General features: G+C 39.2%; 15 protein-coding genes and 1 tRNA gene. 12 read left to right on the top strand and 4 right to left on the bottom strand.

All coding sequences use genetic code 11. The features are described from left to right. Positions 1-85: 85 nt before the first annotated feature. From SB49_RS07650 to SB49_RS07610, 9 genes are all read left to right on the top strand, one after another. On the top strand, positions 86-3,121 hold the full coding sequence (locus tag SB49_RS07650; RefSeq protein ID WP_062055379.1) for a SusC/RagA family TonB-linked outer membrane protein: 3,036 nt from the start codon (positions 86-88) through the stop codon (positions 3,119-3,121). Positions 3,122-3,126: 5 nt separating this feature from the next. After that, the gene (locus tag SB49_RS07645; protein ID WP_062055377.1) at positions 3,127-4,599 is read left to right on the top strand and encodes a RagB/SusD family nutrient uptake outer membrane protein; all 1,473 of its coding nucleotides are present in this window, start codon (positions 3,127-3,129) and stop codon (positions 4,597-4,599) included. A gap of 20 nt (positions 4,600-4,619) precedes the next feature. Then, positions 4,620-7,889 (top strand): hypothetical protein, encoded by a 3,270-nt coding sequence (locus tag SB49_RS07640; RefSeq protein WP_062055375.1) that lies wholly within the window; start codon positions 4,620-4,622, stop codon positions 7,887-7,889. Positions 7,890-7,910: 21 nt separating this feature from the next. After that, on the top strand, positions 7,911-8,795 hold the full coding sequence (locus SB49_RS07635; protein ID WP_082591154.1) for a hypothetical protein: 885 nt from the start codon (positions 7,911-7,913) through the stop codon (positions 8,793-8,795). 81 nt (positions 8,796-8,876) lie between these two features. Further along, a complete protein-coding gene (locus SB49_RS07630) occupies positions 8,877-9,986 on the top strand; it encodes a glycoside hydrolase family 16 protein (protein ID WP_082591086.1) in 1,110 nt (369 codons plus the stop codon). 133 nt (positions 9,987-10,119) lie between these two features. Next, positions 10,120-11,658, top strand: coding sequence for a sugar porter family MFS transporter (locus tag SB49_RS07625; RefSeq protein WP_062055371.1), 1,539 nt, complete (start codon positions 10,120-10,122; stop codon positions 11,656-11,658). 8 nt (positions 11,659-11,666) lie between these two features. Next, positions 11,667-12,980, top strand: a complete 1,314-nt coding sequence (locus SB49_RS07620) for a glycoside hydrolase family 2 TIM barrel-domain containing protein (RefSeq protein WP_062055369.1) — start codon at positions 11,667-11,669, stop codon at positions 12,978-12,980. A gap of 87 nt (positions 12,981-13,067) precedes the next feature. Further along, the gene (locus SB49_RS07615) at positions 13,068-16,526 is read left to right on the top strand and encodes a hypothetical protein (RefSeq protein WP_062055367.1); all 3,459 of its coding nucleotides are present in this window, start codon (positions 13,068-13,070) and stop codon (positions 16,524-16,526) included. 90 nt (positions 16,527-16,616) lie between these two features. Continuing rightward, positions 16,617-18,461 carry a hypothetical protein gene (locus SB49_RS07610; RefSeq protein ID WP_200960648.1) on the top strand — a complete coding sequence of 615 codons (1,845 nt, stop codon included), beginning with the start codon at positions 16,617-16,619 and terminating at the stop codon, positions 18,459-18,461. Between the two features lie 93 nt (positions 18,462-18,554). Here SB49_RS07610 and SB49_RS07605 read toward each other — a convergent pair whose 3' ends face one another. Together SB49_RS07605 and SB49_RS07600 are read right to left on the bottom strand one after the other, a co-directional pair. Next, on the bottom strand, positions 18,555-18,968 hold the full coding sequence (locus tag SB49_RS07605) for a DUF6691 family protein (protein WP_062055365.1): 414 nt from the start codon (positions 18,966-18,968) through the stop codon (positions 18,555-18,557). A gap of 2 nt (positions 18,969-18,970) precedes the next feature. Then, the gene (locus SB49_RS07600) at positions 18,971-19,528 is read right to left on the bottom strand and encodes a YeeE/YedE family protein (protein ID WP_062055363.1); all 558 of its coding nucleotides are present in this window, start codon (positions 19,526-19,528) and stop codon (positions 18,971-18,973) included. Positions 19,529-19,705: 177 nt separating this feature from the next. Between SB49_RS07600 and SB49_RS07595 the strand changes: the two genes are divergently transcribed. Together SB49_RS07595 and SB49_RS07590 are read left to right on the top strand one after the other, a co-directional pair. Then, on the top strand, positions 19,706-20,545 hold the full coding sequence (locus SB49_RS07595) for a universal stress protein (protein WP_062055361.1): 840 nt from the start codon (positions 19,706-19,708) through the stop codon (positions 20,543-20,545). 227 nt (positions 20,546-20,772) lie between these two features. Then, positions 20,773-20,994, top strand: a complete 222-nt coding sequence (locus SB49_RS07590; RefSeq protein ID WP_062055359.1) for a hypothetical protein — start codon at positions 20,773-20,775, stop codon at positions 20,992-20,994. Positions 20,995-21,321: 327 nt separating this feature from the next. Here the strand turns inward: SB49_RS07590 and SB49_RS07585 are convergent. Beyond that, positions 21,322-21,395: transfer RNA gene (locus SB49_RS07585), tRNA-Arg, on the bottom strand. Positions 21,396-21,652: 257 nt separating this feature from the next. On the opposite strand from SB49_RS07585, the gene SB49_RS07580 reads away from it, so the two are divergent. Next, a complete protein-coding gene (locus SB49_RS07580) occupies positions 21,653-22,651 on the top strand; it encodes a LacI family DNA-binding transcriptional regulator (RefSeq protein ID WP_062055357.1) in 999 nt (332 codons plus the stop codon). Between the two features lie 4 nt (positions 22,652-22,655). Here the strand turns inward: SB49_RS07580 and SB49_RS07575 are convergent, their stop codons facing one another. Beyond that, positions 22,656-22,808 carry a hypothetical protein gene (locus SB49_RS07575; protein WP_062055355.1) on the bottom strand — a complete coding sequence of 51 codons (153 nt, stop codon included), beginning with the start codon at positions 22,806-22,808 and terminating at the stop codon, positions 22,656-22,658. Between the last annotated feature and the right edge of the window lie 337 nt (positions 22,809-23,145).

Genomic DNA, 23,145 nt, shown 5'->3' with positions numbered 1-23,145 from the left:
TTAATATTGTATATTTTTTGTAGGGGTAGATTATTAGATTATCATTTTATAATAGGATAATTTGTGATTTCAAAATACACTACATATGAAATACACATTATTAATTCTTACCATCATGTTATCAGTGGCCAATTCTTTTGGTCAGGGATTTACAATTAATGGTACGGTCAAAGATGCCGGTATCAATGATATACTTCCGGGTGTCAATGTACTTGTTAAAGGGGAAAGTAGGGGTACCACTACAGATTTTGATGGTAATTTCACCCTTAGTAATGTCGAGGTAGGGGACGTTTTGTCGTTTTCTTACATTGGCTTTGTAACTAAGGAAATTACCATACAAAATTCCAACCCTTTAGTAGTCTCTATGGTGGAAGATGTCAATAACCTAGATGAGGTTGTTGTTGTTGGGTACGGTTCTTCTACGAAAAAGGAAATTACAGGGGCGGTCTCCGTGGTGGGATCAGAAACCATAGAGGAATTAAATCCCCAACGAATAGAACAGGCGTTGCAGGGCCAGGTTGCCGGGGTTCAGATAACATCGGAATCTGGGTCTCCAGGTAGTGCATCAAGCATTCGTATCAGGGGTATATCTACTAACGGAGATAACAGACCTTTAATTCTTGTTGATGGTAACGTCATTGAGGATTTAAGTGTTATCAATCCTAGTGATATTGAAAGTATGAACATATTAAAGGATGCTACTGCTGGTATTTATGGTGTGCGTGCAGCAAATGGGGTTATTTTAATCACTACCAAAACTGGTAGAAAAAATACAGCACTAAAATTTAATTATGATGTTTACGGAGGTTTTCAGGAAACCTCAAGGGAAATACCGGTATTAAATGCCACGGAATATGCCCTATTGGCCAATGAGGCATTTGCTGCAGGTGGTCAGGCTGTTCCTTTTCCAAGTGTAGCTGGTTTGGGTACGGGCACTAATTGGCAGGATGAGGTCTTTCAAAAAGCACCTATTCTCAATCATAGCCTTACCATGAGTGGTGGTACCGAGAAATCTACCTATTCTGTTGGTTTTTCGCTATTGACCCAAGATGGTATTGTAGGTGGGAATAAAGCTAATTTTAAGAGGTATACCACCAGAGTGAATTTTAATCATGATTTGTTGGAAAACTTAAAGTTGACCACCAACTTGATCTATACGGGTACCAATAAAAAAGGACTAAATGAAGGAGGTTTGGGATCTGTATTGTTCAATTCCTTGAATAACGCCCCTACATTTGATGTGAGGGATGCCAGTGGGGCATTTACCCTGGCGGAAGGATTAGGGAACGAAGTTATCAATCCCTTGGCTCAAATTGAAAATACATTTAATTCTACCGTAGTAGATAAATTGAGCGGTAAAATTGGATTGAATTATAATTTTCTGACAGATTTTACGGTCGAGACCAGCTTGCAGTTCAATTATGCCGAAGTGCAGGGAAGAAACTTCACACCTACAGTATTTTATGGCTCTGGAAAGGTATTTAATAATGACGGCAGAAGTTTTCTAAATGTAAATAAGGATATTTTTAAGGATTATACATTTGATGCTTTCTTAAACTATGACAAAAATATTGGCGACGATCATAGCGTTAAAGCTACCTTGGGTATGTCTGTGTTTGACACTAGAGGTATATTCTCTGGCAGCACACAAGGGTTTTTTGAAAATCCTGTAGCTTTTCCCCAGGCAGATATTGCAGATGCTGTTGATCTAAGAAACGATTTAATATTGAGCGGGCTCAGTGGAAGGTTTAAAGAACGGTTGCTGTCCTATTTTACTAGATTACAATACAACTATAAGGGTAAATACCTGCTATCGGGAATTATTAGAAGGGACGGATCAACAAGATTTGGACCACGTAATAAATTTGGTTATTTCCCATCAGGTTCTGTTGGTTGGATCGTCTCTGACGAGGAATTCCTAAATGACAACAAGATTATCTCTTTTATGAAATTAAGGGGGAGTTACGGTATTGTAGGTAATGATCGTATTCCAGGTAATGCTTTTAGGGGGATTTTAAGTGGTGAAGCTGCTTATGTACTGGGGAACAAATTGGTTTTTGGTAATGCCGTTGGGGTGTTGCCGAACCCTTCCATACAATGGGAAGAGCAGAAGACATTGGATATCGGGGTAGATCTTAAGTTATTCAATGACAATATTGATATTACCGCGGATTATTTTAGTAAAAGGACTGATGATTTATTGTTACAACCTCCAGTTTCTGGAATTTTGGGAGCAGCTGCTCCAGGTTCGGCCTCTCCAGTAGTGAACGCAGGTTCTGTGGAGAACAAAGGATTCGAATTTGCGATTGGTTATAGTAGTGATCGTTCCGAAGATTTTTCTTGGGGCATCAATTACAATGTAACATTCTTACAAAATGAGGTGCTCTCTGTAAATAATGGGGTAGGATTTATTCCAGGTGGAGGATTTGGTGTCGGTCAAGACCCACCATCACGAATGACCAGTGGTAAGCCCATTGGATATTTCTTTGGATTGGAGACCGATGGAATATTTCAGAACCAAGCAGAAATAGACGCGCATGCGACTCAAAATAATGCTGCTCCCGGAGACATCAGATTTGTGGATAATAACGGCGATGGTGTTATAGATTCCGACGACCGCATCGATATTGGTAACCCAATACCAGATGCGACAATGGGACTTAATCTTTCTTTTAATTACAAGAACTGGGATTTTAGTGCTTACGCTTTTGCTACCATAGGGAATGAAATAGTAAGGAACTATGAGCGTGTTCAGCCCTTGGTCAACAAATCTATTTATACTTTAAATAGATGGACAGGTGAAGGCAGTACCAACACATATCCTCGAGTTACCACTGGAGCTACTTCCAATGCATTGTTTTCAGACTTTTTTGTTGAAGATGGTTCATTCGCAAGGTTACAGAATGTACAATTGGGCTATACGTTGCCGATTAGAACAGTAGAAAAATTGGGATTGAACAAGCTCCGATTTTATATCTCGGCCAATAACGTTTTTACGCTTACAGAATATAAAGGTTACGATCCTAGTGCTTCCTCGGGAGCTCCTATCGGAGCAGGGATAGATCCAGGATTTTACCCTGTTCCAAGAACATACCTTTTAGGTGCAAATCTTAAATTTTAATAGCTATGAAAATGAAATATAAAATATTAAAATCTACAATTGTCGCATTCTTGATAGGGGCTGTAGCTATCTCTTGTAGCGATTCTTTTGTTGATGTGGACTCTTTTAACGAGGATTCAGAAAGTTTTTTCAATTCGGAGGAAGATTACCAAAGTGCCTTAATAGGGGCTTACGATCTTTTGCAGTCTACGTATCTAAATGTGATGTTAGGGGAGATAGCCTCTGACAACACCTTGGCCGGTGGTGAAAGTGCTACCGATGTGCCAGGAATACAGGAAGTGGACAATATGACGCATAACCCGGTAAATGCACAGTTACGTGATATTTGGAGCTGGATGTTCGCAGGGGTGAATAGAGCCAATTATATCTTGGAATTTAAGGACAAGACCGATTTTTCTGGAAAGGAAGTGGTGATTGCAGAGGCAACCTTCTTAAGGGCCTATTACTATTTTGAATTGGTGAAGTGGTTTGGAGATGTGCCGTTGTCCGTGGATAAACGATTGTTGTTCGGGGACCAAGATATTGTGGAACGGACTCCAAAATCAGAAGTGTATGCCCAAATAGAACTTGATCTTATTTTTGCTGCTGCTAATTTGCCAGCTGTGCAATCGGAAACAGGAAGGGCTACAAAAGGAGCAGCCCAAGCATTATTAGGAAAGGTCTACCTATACCAAGATAAATTTTCTGAAGCAGCAACAGTTTTGGAAGAGGTTATAAATAGTGGGCCCTATGATTTGGTAACAGATTACAATACAATCTTTGAACAAGAGGGAGAGAATAATATTGAATCTGTTTTTGAAGTGCAATATACAGATGTGGAAGGTGCCGGTTTTGGTTGCTTACAATGTAGTGAAGGAAACGTCGCCGTTGGGTTTAATGGCATCCGTAATTATACCGGTCCGGATTTTGATTCTGGGTTTAGTTTCAACGTTCCAACCCAAGAGTCTTATGATGCCTTTGAGACAGGGGACATTAGACGGGATGTGGCTGTCCTGAACATAGTTGAATGGGCCGAGCAAACGGGAGCCACCTATGTAGAAGGCTTTGAACATACGGGTTTTTACAACAGAAAATATATTGCCAGAAAAGGTGATTTGAATACAGGGGATTCAAACTTGACGAATCCTAATAATTACAGGGCCATCCGCTTTGCAGATGTGTTGTTAATGGCAGCAGAAGCCAATAATAGAAAATCAGCAAGTGATGATATCAAAGCCCAGGCTTATTTAAATAGAGTTCGCGAAAGGGCCGAATTACTGCCGGTGGCGGTTACTGGAGCTGCATTGGCGAACGCTATCCAAGATGAGCGCAGAGTAGAGTTGATGGGCGAAGGACATCGCTTTTTTGATTTGGTGAGAACTGGTAACGCAGCTCAAGCAATCCCTGGCTTTAGTGCCGGTAAAAATGAATTATTTCCAATTCCATCTATAGAGATAGAGTTGGCAGGAAACCGTTGGACACAAAACCAAGGATATTAATAAAACTTAACTAAGGACAAATGAAACATATAAAGAAATTACTGGTATTATTTTTAGTCATCAATGTATTTAATTCCTGCGATAAAGAGGAAACATCCTATGCATTGGAAAATATCTCGGCCCCAACGAACATAAAGGCCATATTCAATATTTCCCAAGATGATACGGGAACGGTAACCGTTACCCCTACAGCTGAAGGAGCCTCAACCTTTGAGATATTCTTTGGTGATGTAGAAGGGGAAACTCCTGAAAAGGTGAGCCCGGGCGAAACCGCTACGCATGTTTATGCCGAGGGTGAGTTTAACCTAAGGGTTGTTGCCATCGGTATGACAGGATTAAAAAGTGAACTGGTACGTGTAGTGACCATATCATTTTCGGCCCCAACAGATCTTGATTTTACTGCGGTAATTTCAGATACAGATCCGTTTGAGGTATCCGTTACGCCAAGCGCAACCAATGCTACGGTTTATGATGTGTATTTTGGTGATGTTGAAGATGAAGAGCCTACTACTATAATGGATGGTGAGTCTGCTGTACATGTCTATGCTGAAGTTGGTGATTATGATATAAGAGTTGTTGCAAGAGGTGGTGGTGCAGCTACCATCGAGCTTACTAAGTCTGTTACAATTTCAGGAGCTTCAAATGGAGTTACTTTACCTATAACTTTTGAAGACCCAACGGTTAATTATGTCTTAAACGGTTTTGGAGCCGCAGACTTTTCTGGTATTCCAGTTGCCATCATAGATAATCCTGATGCAAGTGGCATCAATACAAGTGCTAAAGTATTGGAGGTAAATAAACTGCAAGATGCTCAAACCTTTGCTGGAGTTAGTATACCGTTAGAAGGGGCAATAGATTTTTCTGCAAGTACTTCAGTAACTATAAAAGTTTGGTCGCCACGAGTAGGTACACCAATACGTTTTAAAATTGAAGACTCCACAGCTGATAGGGATGGAAATGGAAACCCTGTAATTTTTGCAGAAGTAGAAGTTAACAGTACGGTTGCCTCAGCATGGGAAGAGCTGACATTTGACATGACTAATCCAGTGGCAGGCGCTTTTAACACATCAATTTCGTTTGATACGGCTATCCTTTTCCCTGATTTTGGAGCTCCTGGACAAGCAGAATTGTTCTATTTTGATGACGTGGCCATCGCTGGAGGAGGCACATCTGCCAAACCTCAATTGCCAATAGATTTTCAATCAACCACAATTGATTATACAATCAACGGTTTCGGTGCATCGGATTTCGGTCCAATACCAGCCGCAATCATTGATAACCCGGATGCTTCTGGAGCCAACACTTCTTCCAAGGTTTTGGAAATTGATAAGTTGGCCGGAGCGCAGACCTTTGCTGGTGCGTCGATTCCATTGGAGGGTGCAATAGATTTCTCTGCGGGAACAACGGTAACAATAAAAGTTTGGTCGCCAAGAATAGGTACACCAATTCGTTTTAAAATAGAAGATTCGTCTGCCGATAGGGATGGTAATGGTAATCCTGTAATCTTTGCAGAGGTCGAGGTAAATAGTACGGTAGCAATGGCTTGGGAAGAACTGTCATTCGATATGTCAAATCCTACTGCCGGTGCATTCAACACGTCAATTTCTTTTGATACGGCCATTGTATTCCCAGATTTTGGAAATGCAGGTCAAGGAGAACAATTTTATTTTGACGACATCGCTGTTTCAGGAACAACCTCTGCAGCAAAACCTCAATTGCCAATTGGCTTTCAGTCAACAACACTTGATTACACGATCATTGGTTTCGGTGCATCGGATTTCGGTCCTATCCCAGCGGGAATAATTGATAATCCAGATGCTTCTGGAATAAATACGACGACCAAAGTTTTGGAAATTGATAAGTTGGCTGGAGCGCAGACCTTTGCTGGAGCTAGTATTCCATTGCAGGGAGCAATAGATTTCTCTGCTGGAACAACGGTAACAATAAAAGTTTGGTCCCCAAGAGTTGGTACGCCAATCCGTTTTAAGATTGAAGATTCTACTGCGGATAGGGATGGTAATGGGAACCCTGTAATTTTTGCAGAGGTTGAAGTTAACAGTACGGTTGCCATGGCTTGGGAAGAACTGTCATTTGATATGACAAATCCTGTTGCAGGTGCTTTCAATACAGCAATTTCTTTTGATACCGCCATTGTATTCCCAGATTTTGGTAGTGCCGGTCAAGGTGAACAATTTTACTTTGATGATATCGCTGTAGCTTCTGGTGGTTCCGGAGGCGGAACTTGCGATAATGCAGGTTTGAGCGGAAGTGGAAACACGACTTTTCCAGTAGATTTTGAAAGCGGTTCCGCTGGGGCTTCATCACAATGGAAGGTATTCGAAAATTCTGATAATCCATTGTTGGAGATAGTGTCCAACCCTAGTACTGTTCTTAATACTTCGGCAACGGTAGCGAAGTTTACGGCAAGATTCGGAGCAGAAGCGCCATGTACGGATAATGCACAACCTTTTGCCGGTGTGGAGACACCTTTAGTTCCATTTACACTGTCCACTTCAAATAGTGTCGTGAAAATTATGGTGTACAAGGACAGGATCAGTGATGTTGGACTTAAATTGGCCAAAGGTCAAGGTACGGTAGCCGAAATAAAGGTGGCCAATACCAAAATAAACGAATGGGAAGAGCTGACGTTCGACTTTACAAGCAGAATTGGCTTTCCGGAAGCCGATGGGATTAATACACTTATAGTTTTCCCGGATTTTGATAATAGATCATCTGAAAGCATTTCCTATTTTGATAATATCACCTTAAATGCTTCTGGTGGAGGTGGAACTACTGCCGATAAACCAACTACTGCAGCGCCAGACCCAACGGAAGCACAAGCAGATGTCATTAATATGTACAGCAATGTATATACGACAGATGTAAACGTAAGTTCTTGGAGATCATCTTGGAGTACCAGTACTTTAACTGATATACAGGTAGAAGGAAATGACACTAAGGAATATATAGATGCCGATTTCGTGGGTGTGGAATTTTATGATCCAGACGCTGTAGATGCATCTGGGATGGCGTTTTTCCATGTAGATGTATGGACGCCAAATGCAACCACGTTCAGGGTTAAATTGGTAGATCTTGGCGGGACGGCAACTGAAGCAGAAATCGTTTTTGATGGTATTGCGCAGGGAGAGTGGGTTTCTTTGGATATACCTATGGCCGATTTTATCAACGCTGGGATGACATCTACAAATTCAATTCAACAGTTGATTTTCTCGGGATTACCTACAGGCACATTTGATTTTTACATTGATAATGTATATTTCCATAATTAAAATCATTTAATAATGAAAAATATGAGAAAAATAAAAAGTTTAGTAATGGTTCTCTTTGCGGCAGTCCTTTTTATTGGCTGCCAAGAAGACGAACCAGACTTAGATCCAATTTTAGTGCCTACCAATATTCAGATTGATATTGATATAGAGGGTGCTGATGCTGAAAACCCCAATGGGGATGGTAGTGGCAGGGTCAACCTTACTGCTACGGCTGATAATGCCATTAGCTATCAGTTTATCTACAATGGTGTAATTACAGCTTCTCCCAATGGGAAGGCAACGTATGAGTTTTCGGAAACCGGTTTGAAAACGTATAATTTTACCGTCGTAGCGGTTGGAGCAGGGGGTATTTTATCAAGTACTTTTGGAGAAGTAGATGTATTGGTGACTTATTCTCCGCCGGCAGATTTGTTAACCATGCTTACCTCTAACAGTTCTAGAACTTGGAGGATAAAAGCAGAGGCCGATGGTCATTTTGGACTTGGACCAGTTGGTGGTTCCATACCAAATGAATTTTTTGGTGCTCCAGCAAATGATAAGGCTGCAACAGGGATGTACGATGATCGGTATACTTTCAATATCGATGGGACTTTTACCCATGATACAGGAGAAGGTGGAACAGTGTTCGGACGTGTTGGATTAATAGATGAATTGGGGGCACACAATGAAACGCCCAATGGAGCAGATATTGAAAATTACCCATATGATGATTATACGGCACAATGGACTTTGTCGGCCCCAGGAGGTATAGAAACCTTAAACTTAACAGGGATTGGTTTTATGGGGTATTATACAGGTGGGAATCACAAATATGAATTCTTTAGCCGTTCTGAAAACGAAATGTTGTTGCGGACAACAGATGGTAATAACGAGTTCGATTGGTGGTTTATACTTATCGCAGAATAAATTAGTATTTGATTTTGAAAGGGGCACATCATGTGCCCCTTCTTAAAATCACTATTTTTGAAGTAAACAAGATTGTTATTTATGATAAGCGGAATTTATAGTAGAATTATGTTGATAGGAGGCTTAATGTTATTTTTTTTAACATCTTGCTCCAGTGGGGATGCTGCCGCAGAACCAATTGAGGAGGATGTAGTTCCAACTAATTTAAATTTAACGGTTAACATTGTAGGTGCAGATGCGAATAATCCAAATGGCGATGGATCTGGTATGATACAATGTACGGCAACAGCTACCAATGCGGTACGGTACGGATTTAAAATTGGGAACCAAGAAGAACAGGAAAGTGTAAATGGTGTTTTTGATTATAAATTCACCGCTTCTGGAGAGAGTAGTCATGTGATCAGTGTTTTTGCCTACTCTAGTACGAACGACGTTATTAGCACTTTTAAGACCATTACTGTTTATGTTTTGGATGAAACAGGTCTAGTTTGGTCGGATGAGTTCGATTCTGAAGGCGCTGTGTTGAGCAGTAATTGGTTTTCTGAAGAAGTACCGCCAGTAAATGGAGGTTGGTACAATGGAGAACAACAGCATTATACAGCAAGGACAGATAATGCCTATGTATCCAATGGTACCTTAAAAATTGTCGCAAAAAAGGAGAACTATACAGCCTATAATTCCACCAAAAGCTACACCTCGGCACGACTGAACTCTAAATTTGCATTTACTTATGGTCGAATAGAGGTACGTGCGAAATTGCCATCAGGGGGTGGTACATGGCCTGCAATTTGGACCTTGGGGTCAAATATTTCCACTGTTGATTGGCCATCTTGTGGTGAGATAGACATTATGGAACATGTAGGCAATAATATTGGCGAAGTTTCAAGTGCAATACATACACCTTCCAGTTTTGGAAATACGGTAAATAAGGGAATTATAGAAATTCCGGATACGACTACCGAATTTCACGTGTATGCCGTGGACTGGACAGCTGATAAAATGGATTTTTATGTGGATGATACTCTATTTTACACCTATAATCCGGCATCAAAAAATAGTGATACCTGGCCTTTTAATAAAGATCAGTTTATACTTTTGAACATAGCCATGGGTGGGACCTTGGGCGGTTCCATCGACCCTAATTTCACGCAGGGAACTATGGAAATTGATTATGTTCGGGTATACCAATAAATATTTGAATTGTTTTGTTTTTCATAAACGGTAAGGCCTTCCATCTAAGGCCTTATCGTTTTTAAACTTTTTTTACCCGAGCACTATATGTATTTTGCATTAGAAAACTAAAACCAACCTAACAATAACCAAAATGGAAAAACAAGTTACCGTTAAAATGAATAAATCCTATACCATCCTAATCAGCTTAATCGTTGCTTTGGGAGGGTTTTTACTAGGTTTTGATAGTGCCGTAATTTCAGGTGCGGTCAAGGGGATCACTATTTACTTTCAAATGACCGAATGGCAATTGGGCTTCTCGGTAGGTTGTGTTGTCTTTGGAGCTATGGCAGGTAATTTGTTGGCCGGGCCTTTGAGCGATAAATACGGAAGAAAAAACCTATTGATCGTTATTGCTGCCCTTTTCTCTATTTCAGCCCTTTGGTCGGCAATGGCAACAGGGTATACTGAATTTATTATTGCCAGGATCATTGGAGGTATTGGGATTGGAGGAGCTATTTTGATAGCCCCCATCTATATAGCTGAAATTGCTCCTCCAAAATTAAGGGGAAGCCTGGTGTCATTTAACCAGCTGAATATTGTTGTAGGTATTTCAGTGGCGTATTTCTCCAATTATTTCCTGGTAAATATAGAAGGTGAAGCATGGAGATGGATGTTGGGTGTCGAGGCTATTCCTGCTATCATCTACTTTTTAGCCCTCTTTACGGTACCTAAAAGCCCGAGGTGGTTGATCATCCGATTAAATGAATTTAAACTTGCCCGTAAGATCTTAGTGAAAATCGGTGGAGAAAATTACGCAGAGGCTACCGTGGCAGAGATACAAAGGGGGTTAGATAGAAAGGAAGAGAAAGGGAAATTGTCTGATATTTTCAAGCATAAATATGCAACTATCATGATCATTGCCTTGGGAATCGCCTTTTTTCAACAGATTACAGGGATCAACGCAGTATTCTATTATGCCCCAACAATTTTTGAACAAGCCGGCGGTAGTACTGATTCATCTTTTTTACAGGCCATAGTAGTTGGCTTGACCAACCTAGTGTTCACTTTTGTGGCCATTTGGTTGATAGATAAACTGGGGAGGAAACCATTATTGCTTATCGGAACAAGTTTTATGACCGTTGCCTTGCTTATGGCGACTTTTGCCTTTAACAATGCAACCTATAATTTTAACGATGATACGTTAAGCAAAGTAGGGAATAAGGAAATTATGGTAGCATTATCAGATTTAAAAGGCAAATCCTTTGACGGACAGGCAGCCTTGTTTACAGAAGTAAGTGCCAAATTGGATGATGAATTGTTTTTGGAATTCAAGCGTAATGAAATTACCAATTTCATTTCTATAAATGCTACTCTTGTATTAATTGCAATCTTGTTGTATGTGGCTTCTTTCGCCATATCCCTCGGACCTGTAATGTGGACATTGATCTCCGAAATATTCCCCAGTAAAATTAAGGGAATTGCGATTTCAGTGGTGGGCTTCTTCAACTCATTGATAAGCTTTTCTGTAACCCAGGTTTTTCCATGGGAACTATCAAACTTGGGGCCAACAGTTACATTTGCCATTTATGCCTTTTTATCCCTATGTGCTGTGTTCTTCGTGTACAAATATGTGATTGAAACCAAAGGAAGGACCTTGGAAGAAGTAGAAGAATTATTAATTAATAAATAGAATAAAATATGAAGCAATTACTATATATTTTAAGTATCTGCTTGTTTTTATCGTGTAAGAACGATCCCAAAAAAACGGAGTCCGAATCTACAATAGGGGATGAGCCTGCAAAAGTACAGGTTTCTAAATCTGGGGATAAATTCCAACTATTGGTCAACGGAGAACCATTTTATATCAAAGGAGCAGGTTTGGAATTTGGAAACGTGGCGGCTTTAGCTGAACACAACGCCAATTCCTTTAGAACCTGGCGGACAGATAACGGTAGAAAATCTGCTGTGGAAGTTTTGGACGAAGCTCATGAACATGGACTTATGGTAAGTATGGGTATTGAAGTGGAACGTGAGCGGCATGGATTTGATTATGATGATGAAGATGCTGTTCAGAAACAAAAGGAGCGTATAAAAAAGGAGGTATTGGAGATCAAAGATCATCCGGCACTGCTTATTTGGGTCATAGGCAATGAACTTAATTTAAATTATACCAATCCTAAAGTTTGGGATGCCGTAAATGACATTTCTAAAATGATCCACGAATTGGATCCCAACCACCCAACTACCACTACCTTGGCCGGAATAGCCCAAAAGGAGATCAATTATATCAAGGAGCGTTGTGGGGATCTGGATATTTTATCTGTTCAGATGTACGGCGATCTGCCCGATGTTCCCAAGTTGATCAGAGAATATGGTTGGAACGGTCCTTATATGGTCACAGAATGGGGAGCAACTGGTCACTGGGAAGTGCCAACAACAGATTGGGGTGCGCCTATTGAAGAAAATAGCACCTTAAAAGCGAGTAATTACTTAAAGAGGTATAAAGGAGGAATAGCAGCAGATACCCTTCAATGTATTGGATCCTACGTGTTTTTATGGGGGAACAAGCAAGAGCGAACTCCTACCTGGTACGGGATATTTTTGGAGAACGGTATGGAAACAGAGTCTGTTGGGGTTATGCATTACATCTGGAACGGTAAATGGCCGGATAATAGAACGCCTCAGATAGCGTCTTTTGTATTGGATGGAAAAACAGCTTACAATAGTATAACGCTAGAAAAGGGTAAGGAATATATAGCACAGGTAATCATCAAGGATATTGAAAATGATCCTATTGCTTATAGATGGGAGATTTTGCCAGAAAGTGAAGAAGTAAAAGAGGGAGGCGACCATGAGGCCCGACCAGAATCTGTTACTATAGAAGGTATGGAGGAAAAAAATGGCACGTTAAAGTTTAAATCCCCTGCTCCAGGAAATTATAGATTGTTCGTTTATGCAGATGATGGGCATAACCATCAGGGAACTGCGAACATCCCGTTTCAGGTAAATTAACTGTACAAACAGATACATAAAAAACCTCAATTAGATACTTTTGTATTTAATTGAGGTTATGAATTTTTAACAATTAAACCAGGTTCCATGAAGGGAAAACAAATTTATATAGGAAAGAACCCAGCATATTTTGCCGACCATGAGGTTAGTGGTGAATATGTAGAAATTGAAAACGAGACATATTATAAGATTTCGAATAACGATACCATGAGACCATTCTTTATGAGTATCGTAAGTGATTCCAACCATTGGATGTTCTTGTCCAGTAATGGAGGGATAACTGCAGGAAGAAAAGACTCCGATATGGCACTTTTTCCATATTATACGGATGATAAGATTACAGAATCTGCAGAGGTAACAGGTAGTAAGACTTTGGTGCAGGTCCATTTAAGCGATAAGACCAAATTGTGGGAGCCATTTTCGGAAAATCAAAAAGGAGTTTATAATATCCGTAGGAATCTCTTCAAAAATAAATTTGGAAATAAAATAGTATTTGAAGAGGTGAATTTGGATCTAGGGCTCACCTTCAGATATCATTGGAATTCTAGCAATGAATTTGGCTTTGTAAGAAAAAGCACCCTTATCAATAACAATGAAGAAGGGGTTCAGCTGACTCTTTTGGACGGGATTCAAAATATACTACCCTATGGCATATCTACAGCTTTACAAAATAACCGTAGCAATCTGGTGGATGCCTATAAGAAAAATGAACTAGAGGCAAAAATGGGATTGGGGATCTATGCCCTTAGTGCCATAATCGTTGATAAATCGGAACCCAGTGAAGCCTTAAAGGCTACCATTGCCTGGTCATTAGGGTTGGAGAACTGTTCCTATTTGATATCCTCACTTCAGATCGATAAATTTCGGAAAGGCCTGTCCATAGAACAAGAAGTAGAGGTCAAGGCCGAAAAATCAGCTTATTTTGTACATGCCAATTTAGAATTGGGCGCAAAGAAGGAGAAAAGTTGGCATATTGTAGCCAATGTGAATCAAGGTCCTAGTGATGTTGCATACATCTCCAATCTATTGCTGACAGAAAAGGACCTGCTCCAAAAGATCCAAGCAGATATTGACCTGGGTACAAGAAACCTGAAAGAATTGACAGCTGCCGCAGACGGATTTCAAGCTTCTGCAGATGAGCTTAAAACGACACGGCATTTTGCCAATGTGATGTTCAACATCATGAGAGGTGGTATTTTTGATAATAATTACCAGATCGAAGCCCAAGATTTTAAAACCTATTTGTCCAATGCCAATAGAGAGGTTTTTAAGAGACATAAAGAAATCTTGAATCAACTTCCAGAGGTGTTCTCTTTGTCCCATTTGAAGGAATTGACCCAGAAAAATAATGATGCTGATTTTAAGCGATTATGTATGGAGTACATGCCCTTAAAATTTAGTAGAAGACATGGAGATCCGAGTAGGCCATGGAATAAGTTTTCTATTAACACCAGAAATGAAGACGGCTCCAAGGTCTTGGATTATGAAGGAAACTGGAGAGATATATTCCAAAATTGGGAGGCTTTGGCACATTCATACCCAGAATTTATGGAAAGTATGATCTTCAAATTCCTCAATGCCTCTACCTTTGATGGCTATAATCCCTACCGGGTTACAAAAGGCGGTTTTGATTGGGAGGTTATAGAGCCAGAGGATCCTTTTTCTTTCATAGGTTATTGGGGGGACCACCAGATTGTATATCTATTAAAATTCTTGGAATTTATTGAAGATTTTTATCCCAATAAATTGGCGGGCTATTTTAATGAAGATGTTTTTGTTTATGCCAATGTTCCCTATAAAATTAAGGGATATGCTGACATTCTAAAGAACCCAAAGGATACTATTGTTTTTGATGATAAATTGGATCATCAACTTCACGAAAGGAAAAAGGAATTAGGTGCGGACGGACTCTTGTTGCTCAATCAAAATAAGGCAATCTGTAAGGTTAATTTTATAGAAAAATTATTGGCCACGGCTTTGGCCAAATGCTCCAATTTCATCCCAGAAGGCGGGATATGGTTAAATACACAAAGACCGGAATGGAATGATGCCAATAATGCATTGGTAGGGAATGGGGTATCCATGGTGACCCTTTTCTACCTGAGAAGGTTTTTGGAATTTTTTAAGGGACTTACAGAAAAAACAAACTTCACCGAGGTTACTATTTCTGAGGAACTTACTATATTTTTTAAAGAAATCAACTCTACCTTAACGGGATCCCAACAATTGTTGGAAGGGAAGATTTCGGACACGGATAGAAAGTTAATTGTAGATGGTTTAGGAAATGCAGGAGGTAAATACAGGACCACTATTTATCAAAATGGTTTTTCTGGCACAAAGAAAACCCTTGGCAAATCGGAACTCCTTGAATTTTTTGATGTGATGGTCAATTATTTGGACCATACCATAAGGGCCAATAAGCGAAAAGATAACCTCTACCACTCCTACAATTTGATGGGTGTTGAAAATGAAAAGGAGATTTCTGTATCCTATTTAACTGAAATGTTGGAGGGGCAGGTAGCGGTCCTGGCTTCTGATTGTATTTCCTCCGAGGAGGCTTTACAAGTCTTGGATGCCTTAAAAAATAGCAAACTGTATAGAAAAGACCAATCAAGTTATATTCTATATCCCAATAAGGATCTTTCCAGATTTATTGCTAAAAATAAGATCCCCGCCGATAGGATAAAGAAATCGGAATTGGCGCTTCAATTGATGAAGGACGGGAATGCGAAAATAGTGGAGCAGGATATAAATGGATCTTATCATTTTAACGGCTCTTTTAACAATGCCAATAGCCTAAAAGCGGCATTGGAAAAACTTCCAGAACAATATCAAGAGCTGGTAGCAAAGGATAGAAAGCTTTTAATGGACATCTTTGAAGAGATCTTCGATCATAAATCCTTTACCGGTAGATCGGGTACATTTTTTGGCTATGAGGGGCTAGGCTCCATTTACTGGCATATGGTCTCCAAATTATTATTGGCAGCCCAGGAATGTTGTCTAAAGGCAATAGAAAATAATGAAAAGAGCGATGTTGTAGAAAGTTTGAAAAATCACTACTATGAAATAAGTGAAGGCATCGGAGTTCATAAATCCCCTCAATTATACGGAGCTTTCCCTACAGATCCTTATTCCCATACTCCGGCAGGTAAAGGAGCCCAGCAACCTGGTATGACAGGCCAAGTGAAAGAGGATATTCTTAGTAGGTTTGGCGAATTGGGGATAGGCGTACAAGCAGGTAAATTGTCCTTCAACCCAAAGTTGTTGAAAAAAGAGGAGTTTTTTAAGCAAGATGCCACCCTACATTATTTTGATATAGATAAAAATGAAAAACAACTACCACTAACAGGAAGCTCTTTCGGCTTTACCTACTGTCAGATCCCTGTCGTTTATCAACTTAACGGCAAACCAGGGATGGAAGTCATTTTTAAAGAGGGAACATCGACCAATTTTGAGGAAACCCATTTGGATGAATCATTAAGTAAACAAATTTTTGAAAGGCAGGATACTATAAAAATGATCAAAGTGGGAATTAAAGGTCTTTAAAAGTAGAAGGAATATGAAGTAGCTTGATGCATTACATTTACTAAAAATGTAATGAAGTTGTGGGTATTATTTAATTCATAGGGCATATAAATGATGAAAGACATTGAACTAAAGTCAATACATAATAGTCGATCCTTTGTGCTTCTTTTCGCATTAATGATTGTTCTTTTATTTGCCCAAAGTTACAAGCCTAAATCAAAGGAAATTTCAGCTCAGGAAATTTTGGGCAATCCCATGTACCCGGCTTTTTCCTATGGTGGTTATAGAGGAAAAACTCGGGATGAGGTTCCTTCTGTCAAAGACCTAGAGGAGGATATGAAAATATTGGCCGCGATGGGGGTGAAATTGTTACGTACCTATAACACCCAGCAATATGCCCATACTGCCAACCTATTAAAGGCTATTCGCAATTTAAAGGATGAGGATCCTAATTTTGAAATGTACCTCATGTTGGGCACATGGATTGAGTGTGAAGGTGCGTGGACGAATAATGCGGATCACACCAAAGGGAACTCAGACAACAATACTGCTGAGATTGAGACAGCCATTACCATGGCCAAGGAAAATCCGGATATTGTTAAGATGATTGCCGTAGGAAACGAGGCGATGGTGAAATGGGCCGTAAATTATTTTGTGACCCCTAATGTTATCTTGGACTGGGTAACATACCTTCAGGAATTAAAAAAGCAGGGCAAATTACCCAGAGATTTGTGGATTACCAGTTCCGACAATTATGAATCATGGGGAGGTGGCGCTGAAAATTATAAAACCGACGATTTAACGGCTTTGATAAATGCGGTAGATTTTGTTTCGTTACATACATATCCGTTTCATGATTCCCATTACAACCCTTCCTTTTGGGCAGTTCCCGAAGAGCAGGAAGATCTTCTGGAATTGGAAAAAATAGAAATGGCAATGGTCCGTGCTAAAAACTATGCCAAATCCCAATATAAAGGAGCTCTGGACTATATGACAAGTTTAGGAGTGAACAAGCCCATCCACATAGGTGAAACGGGTTGGGCTACCATTGCAAGTACTTCATACGGTCCCACAGGCTCGCGTGCTGCGGATGAATATAAGGGAAAATTGTATTATGAAGCCATGAGAGAATGGACAGATAGTGCAGGGATGACCTGTTTTTATTTTGAAGCTTTTGATGAACAGTGGAAGGATGCTGGGGATCCCAATGGATCTGAAAATCATTTTGGATTGATCAATCTTCAAGGACAGGCCAAATATGCGTTGTGGGATATGGTGGAGGAAGGAACATTTAAAGGGTTATCCAGAAATGGGCAACCCATTACCAAGACATACGATGGGAACGAGGACTTGTTGATATCACAGTTAGTACCACCAAAGTCACTTTCGGAAATAGGATTACAGCAAACGTCCAACATCAATAATAATCGGAACGCTGGGGATTTGGTCACCGAAACTACCTATTTGGTTCTAACAGATCCTAAAATGGCTAATAGCAACATGAATTTTACATATCCCAGTGCACCTTTAAAATTGAACGTATGGGAGGGTACCTGTGAAATGTTTCTATCGCTAGAAGGTGAACTGACAATAACTACAGGAACCGGAGATTGGTGGGGTGCTGCCTTGGAAATACAATCAAAAGGGGAGAACCTATCCAATTACAATAAGGGAACACTCTTCTTTGATATTAAAGGAGACACCGAATCTACTTTTCAAATTGGCTTTCAAACAGGCGTATTTTCTGATGGCAATCAGGTGAATAATGGAATAACTTTTGGTCCTAAGAGTAAATTTTCACTTAGTGGGAATTGGAAAACCTTTTCCATTCCAATCTCAGATTTGAGTAAAAACGGCAACCTATCCGATGTTACAGCATTACTCTATGTTCTAGGAGAAAATAGTTTTGACGGAAAGACGATAAGTCTTAAGAACATTTACTTTACCAAAGGGTAATCAATAATAATCGTAATTATCTTTATTATTGATGTGTTCCTAAATAAGGTGAGTGCCTAATAAGTAAACTCATTGTAGCAGACCATTAAAAGATTAATGAGGTAATTTATCTTTTAAGACACCATAAGCAAAGGTGCCCAATAAGGCTGCTCCGATAACTATAAGCATAGTAAACACACCCGTCCCTAAAAGAATGTACATGGGGCCTGGACAGGCCCCTGCCAATCCCCAGCCTAATCCAAATATGGTTCCTCCTAAAATATAACGTGCAATGCTTTTGTTTTTTGGAGGTAGAAATATCTCTTTTCCTTCTGTACTGTGGACCTTGAATTTTTTGATAAGCCAAACCCCGATAACCCCTAAGAACACTGCAGATCCAATAATGCCATACATGTGAAAGGATTGAAATTTGAACATTTCAAAAATTCGATACCATGAAACGGCTTCGGATTTAACCAAGACAATACCGAAAAATATACCGACAAATAAAAACTTTAGAAACTTCATACTTAAAATATAAGGGGTAAGATAAAATGGGTCATGATAAGACCACCAATAAAAAATCCGATCACTGCTATTAAAGAAGGCAATTGAAGGTTGCTAAGCCCTGTTATGGCATGACCAGAGGTGCATCCTCCCGCATAACGTGTGCCGAAACCTACAAGAAAACCTCCTACGATCAAGATGGAAAGTCCCTTTATGCTCAACACATTATCCCAACCATAAATTTCAGCAGGCAAAAGGCTTTCGCCTATGCTGGTGAAGCCAAATTTCCCTAAATCGGATATGGTTTCCGCGCTTAATGCGATGACCGAATTGTCTGAAAGGAATTGGGTGGCAACAAAACCCCCAATAATAGCTCCAAGTACCACTGTGAGATTCCAGCGTTGGGCCTTCCAATCGAACCTGAAGAAATCCGAATATTTTCCAGCCCCTCCAATGGTACATAAAGTCCTTAGGTTGGACGACATGCCAAACGTTCTGCCAAAATAAATCAGCAATAACATGACCATGGCTATTAACGGACCGGAAACATACCAGGGCCAAGGTTGTAAAATAAATTCCATAGCTCAAAAATTTTGTGTAAATATAAGTGGAAATTCAGAAGTACTATGTAATAATGGTTACACAAGGATAATATTCCTACTGGTTAAGTCTGCACAAATTTAATTTGATGGGTATGACCATTGTCATTTCTAGATTCTTAGAATGCCAATAAATTTAAACTTCTAAAACATACAATAATGAATGCTATTTTTTATGCTACAGATCGTACAGAGAACTCTGCACCCGTATTGAGGTATGCCTATGAGCTAAGTGAAAAGTTGGGTGCACAATTAATCGTTTTTAATACCCACGAGATGGAGCCTATAAGGGTTATGGTTTCTAGACCTCCAGAGCAAATAGAGTATCATGTTTTGAAGGAGCAAAAAGAAATTTTGGCAAACTATTGTGCCCAACATTTAAAAGGCGGATTGGATGGCAAGAACATAAAATTTGAAGTAGTATCGAATGATTCCATCACGGAGGCGATTGTGGAAGGTTCTAAAAATCTCGCTGCAGGTTTGGTCCTTATTGGTAGAAAGGATAAACATACAGAGCGGGGGTTGTTCGTTGGTGATATTGGAAAAAGTTTGGTGGAAAAATTATCTTGTCCTTTGATGATTGTCCCTAATTCCGGCGGCAAGCCTATTAAGAAGATCCTATACGCTACAGATTTCATGGAGGCTGATATTGAAGCGATAAAAAAATTGGCGCCTATGGCAAAGGCAATGGATGCAAAAGTCCATATTGTGCATATTTCAACTGAAGCAGAATATGCAGGAAAGGATCAAATGGAATGGTTTAAAGAGATGTTGCAACAGCATGTGAAAGGTCAAAAATTCGACTTCAAATTAGTTTTTTCTGATACGATAGAGCACGAATTAAGAAACCAGGTGGAGCAGCTTGGGGCAGATTTATTAGTCCTTTTACAGCGTGAGGAAAAGGGATTTTTAAACAAACTATTCCATACCAGTATGGTAAAAAAATTAGAGGGACATATAAATGTACCCCTTATGAGCTTCAATAAGTTCAATCTATAAGTTTTCCAAACCAACAATTAATTCCAATAAACCCATTAATAAAGTCCTCTTAGTGGGTTTGTTTGGTTTTGATACCTTTTTTTGACTCTCCTTTGAGAAGCAGCCTTATTTTTACATCGAGATGTCCCATGTTAAAATATAGATAATGATTACGACCATTGTTATTTACTTGGGTACATTTGTGCCTGATACAACGTAAATTTACAATTCCCAAAAATAGTCTTCAAATGATATCCAAAGGTATTATTCTAATGGTTTTAGGTGCAATAATAGCTGTTATTGCATATAAAATATTGGAAAACATTAAGTTGAACACTACTAAAAATGAATTGGGAGTATCAAAAAAACCATTATTGAAAGATTATTTTGGAAAATTTCTAGGTATAGTTGGAGTCTTGGTTTTCTATTTGGGTGTGCTTCTGCTCATACTGCGATATGCAATCTCCTAATTAAGTTCAAGTCAACTTAATGAGTGCCTATTCTTTTAACTTCCTCTTTTAAAATAGCATAAACAGACACACTACGCCTAATTTCTATTCAGAGTGAAAATTGAATGGGAATCCGAAAAAGGATTGGCTTGTGCACATCCTACAAAGCTCCACTTTGAAAATCAAAAACACGACACTGCACTTGTCTTCGGAAAAGGGTGAAAATCTAACGGGAATACGAAACAGGATTTGCTTGCGCACATCCTTTAAAGCTCCGCTTTGAAAATAGCACAAACAAAAAAACGCTCAAGCAAGCTTGGCGTTTTTTCTTATTATGCTATTTATTCGTGACCTCGACAGGATTCAAACCTGTAACCTTCTGAGCCGTAATCAGATGCGCTATTCAGTTGCGCCACGAGGCCTTTTTTAGCGATTTCCTCGCTAACGGGGTGCAAATATATTTCTTTTTGCATTTACAGCAAAGAACTATTGCAAAAAGAAATTAAAATAAGTCTATTTCATGAAATGGCCATGCTCTAAAGATTTACTTTTTTAGAATTCTGTATTGAAAATGCTGTGAACTGTCTATTTTTGTATCAAATCCTTAATAACGACAAGTGGAGTAAGGTCCAAAGTTGTTATATTGTTAAAAATAAGGATTTTAAATACCAAACAGCACGTGAAAAACCTAACACTTAAAGATCTTTCCAAGATTTTAAATTTGTCTCCATCAACGGTATCCAAAGCTTTGAACAATAGCACGGAGATAAGTGACATCACCAAGAAAAGGGTGAAGGAGGTGGCTTTAGAATATAAATACAGGCCAAATTCGTTGGGGTTGAGCCTTAAAAAGGGAAGGACCAAAACCATTGGTGTGATAATTCCCAGTGTCTTGGACAGGTTCTCCGCTAAGTTGTTCATAGGGATAGAGAAGGTCGCCCATATTCATGGGTACAATGCCATATTGTGTACTTCTAATTATAGTGTGATACGTGAAGATGAGAATTTAAATTTTTTGAGTGATAAAGGAATTGATGGGATCATTATTTCCTTGACAGATGAAACTATCTTACAAGAGAAATATGATCATATAAAAAAAGTCATCAACTCGGGCATGGAAGTAGTACTTACCAATAAGGTGCCAGAGGAATTGAATGCCCATAGGGTAAGCATCGACTTTTATAAGGAGGCTTATAATTCCATCAAGAACATAAAGCTTTCCAAATCCGATAACGTTTTGGTGGTGGATTCCTTTTCAGATGCTATATATCTGGATAAAAGAAAAATGGGAATTTTAGATGCCCTGAATGCCGAGCATCAACTTAAAGGTATACGATTGTTGAAATCCAACGGGGAAGAAACTTTTGTAAAAGATGTTGTGGAGAAAATTAATACCAATAGCATAAAAGTATTGATCGTCTCAAATCAGTATTTATTGGAAACCATCATCAATGATTTGAAGGTTCGTAAATATTTGGAAACAGGCCAATTACTTATTTTTGGGTTTTCCAATGAGAAATCCTCTTTTGAAAATATAAAGGGAGTTACTCCCATCTCACAACGCGGTAAGTTTCTCGGAGAGCAATCGGCTGAGCTACTGATATCCCAATTAGAAGCTAATGCCGTAGAGGCAATACGTGCAGTGAGTATTGATAGTATAGAGAAGAGGATTTATTGAAACACTAGCCCAAGGCTTGTATTGTCACATAATAGCGCCAACCAATAATTGCCATTTGTGCTTTGGTGGCTTTGGAAAGGTCCAGTTGTTTTTTTGAATAAGAAGGAAGGAGCAATTGGTTTATTTTGGCCAGGAATTTAAAGAAGAGTTTTTTCATTGTTATTTTTTCCAAATATAGTAGATATCTTACAATGACAATGAAAAGGGTGCCTTGCGGCTCCCTTTTTTATATATGGGCCTAGTATGATAGATTTTAAGTTAATATCATGATAAGTGACATCAACACGAAAATTAAAAATTTAGCAAGAGTGATCATAATTCATTGTTTTAAGGTTAGTAAATAGGACTAGTGCAGTCGATTATTATCTCAATATACTACTATCCAATTTATATTTCCAAGCATTGATATACGATTTAATGTATTTGCATATAATTATACCACCAAATAAATCTATACTGTTTTAGATTTATAGCATCAACCTTGTAAAAAGTTG

Origin of the sequence: Sediminicola sp. YIK13 (assembly GCF_001430825.1) — a bacterium.
GTDB lineage: Bacteria > Bacteroidota > Bacteroidia > Flavobacteriales > Flavobacteriaceae > Sediminicola.
The sequence above is the reverse complement of the archived record's forward strand: the minus strand, read 5'-3'. Positions and strand labels throughout refer to the sequence as shown.

What these genes read in the sequence shown, in the direction of transcription:
- SB49_RS07650 (WP_062055379.1), top strand. Translation starts at nt 86, where the DNA reads ATGAAATACACATTATTAATTCTTACCATCATGTTATCAGTGGCCAAT.
- SB49_RS07645 (WP_062055377.1), top strand. Translation starts at nt 3,127, where the DNA reads ATGAAAATGAAATATAAAATATTAAAATCTACAATTGTCGCATTCTTG.
- SB49_RS07640 (WP_062055375.1), top strand. Translation starts at nt 4,620, where the DNA reads ATGAAACATATAAAGAAATTACTGGTATTATTTTTAGTCATCAATGTA.
- SB49_RS07635 (WP_082591154.1), top strand. Translation starts at nt 7,911, where the DNA reads ATGAGAAAAATAAAAAGTTTAGTAATGGTTCTCTTTGCGGCAGTCCTT.
- SB49_RS07630 (WP_082591086.1), top strand. Translation starts at nt 8,877, where the DNA reads ATGATAAGCGGAATTTATAGTAGAATTATGTTGATAGGAGGCTTAATG.
- SB49_RS07625 (WP_062055371.1), top strand. Translation starts at nt 10,120, where the DNA reads ATGGAAAAACAAGTTACCGTTAAAATGAATAAATCCTATACCATCCTA.
- SB49_RS07620 (WP_062055369.1), top strand. Translation starts at nt 11,667, where the DNA reads ATGAAGCAATTACTATATATTTTAAGTATCTGCTTGTTTTTATCGTGT.
- SB49_RS07615 (WP_062055367.1), top strand. Translation starts at nt 13,068, where the DNA reads ATGAAGGGAAAACAAATTTATATAGGAAAGAACCCAGCATATTTTGCC.
- SB49_RS07610 (WP_200960648.1), top strand. Translation starts at nt 16,617, where the DNA reads ATGATGAAAGACATTGAACTAAAGTCAATACATAATAGTCGATCCTTT.
- SB49_RS07605 (WP_062055365.1), bottom strand. Translation starts at nt 18,968, where the DNA reads ATGAAGTTTCTAAAGTTTTTATTTGTCGGTATATTTTTCGGTATTGTC.
- SB49_RS07600 (WP_062055363.1), bottom strand. Translation starts at nt 19,528, where the DNA reads ATGGAATTTATTTTACAACCTTGGCCCTGGTATGTTTCCGGTCCGTTA.
- SB49_RS07595 (WP_062055361.1), top strand. Translation starts at nt 19,706, where the DNA reads ATGAATGCTATTTTTTATGCTACAGATCGTACAGAGAACTCTGCACCC.
- SB49_RS07590 (WP_062055359.1), top strand. Translation starts at nt 20,773, where the DNA reads ATGATATCCAAAGGTATTATTCTAATGGTTTTAGGTGCAATAATAGCT.
- SB49_RS07575 (WP_062055355.1), bottom strand. Translation starts at nt 22,808, where the DNA reads ATGAAAAAACTCTTCTTTAAATTCCTGGCCAAAATAAACCAATTGCTC.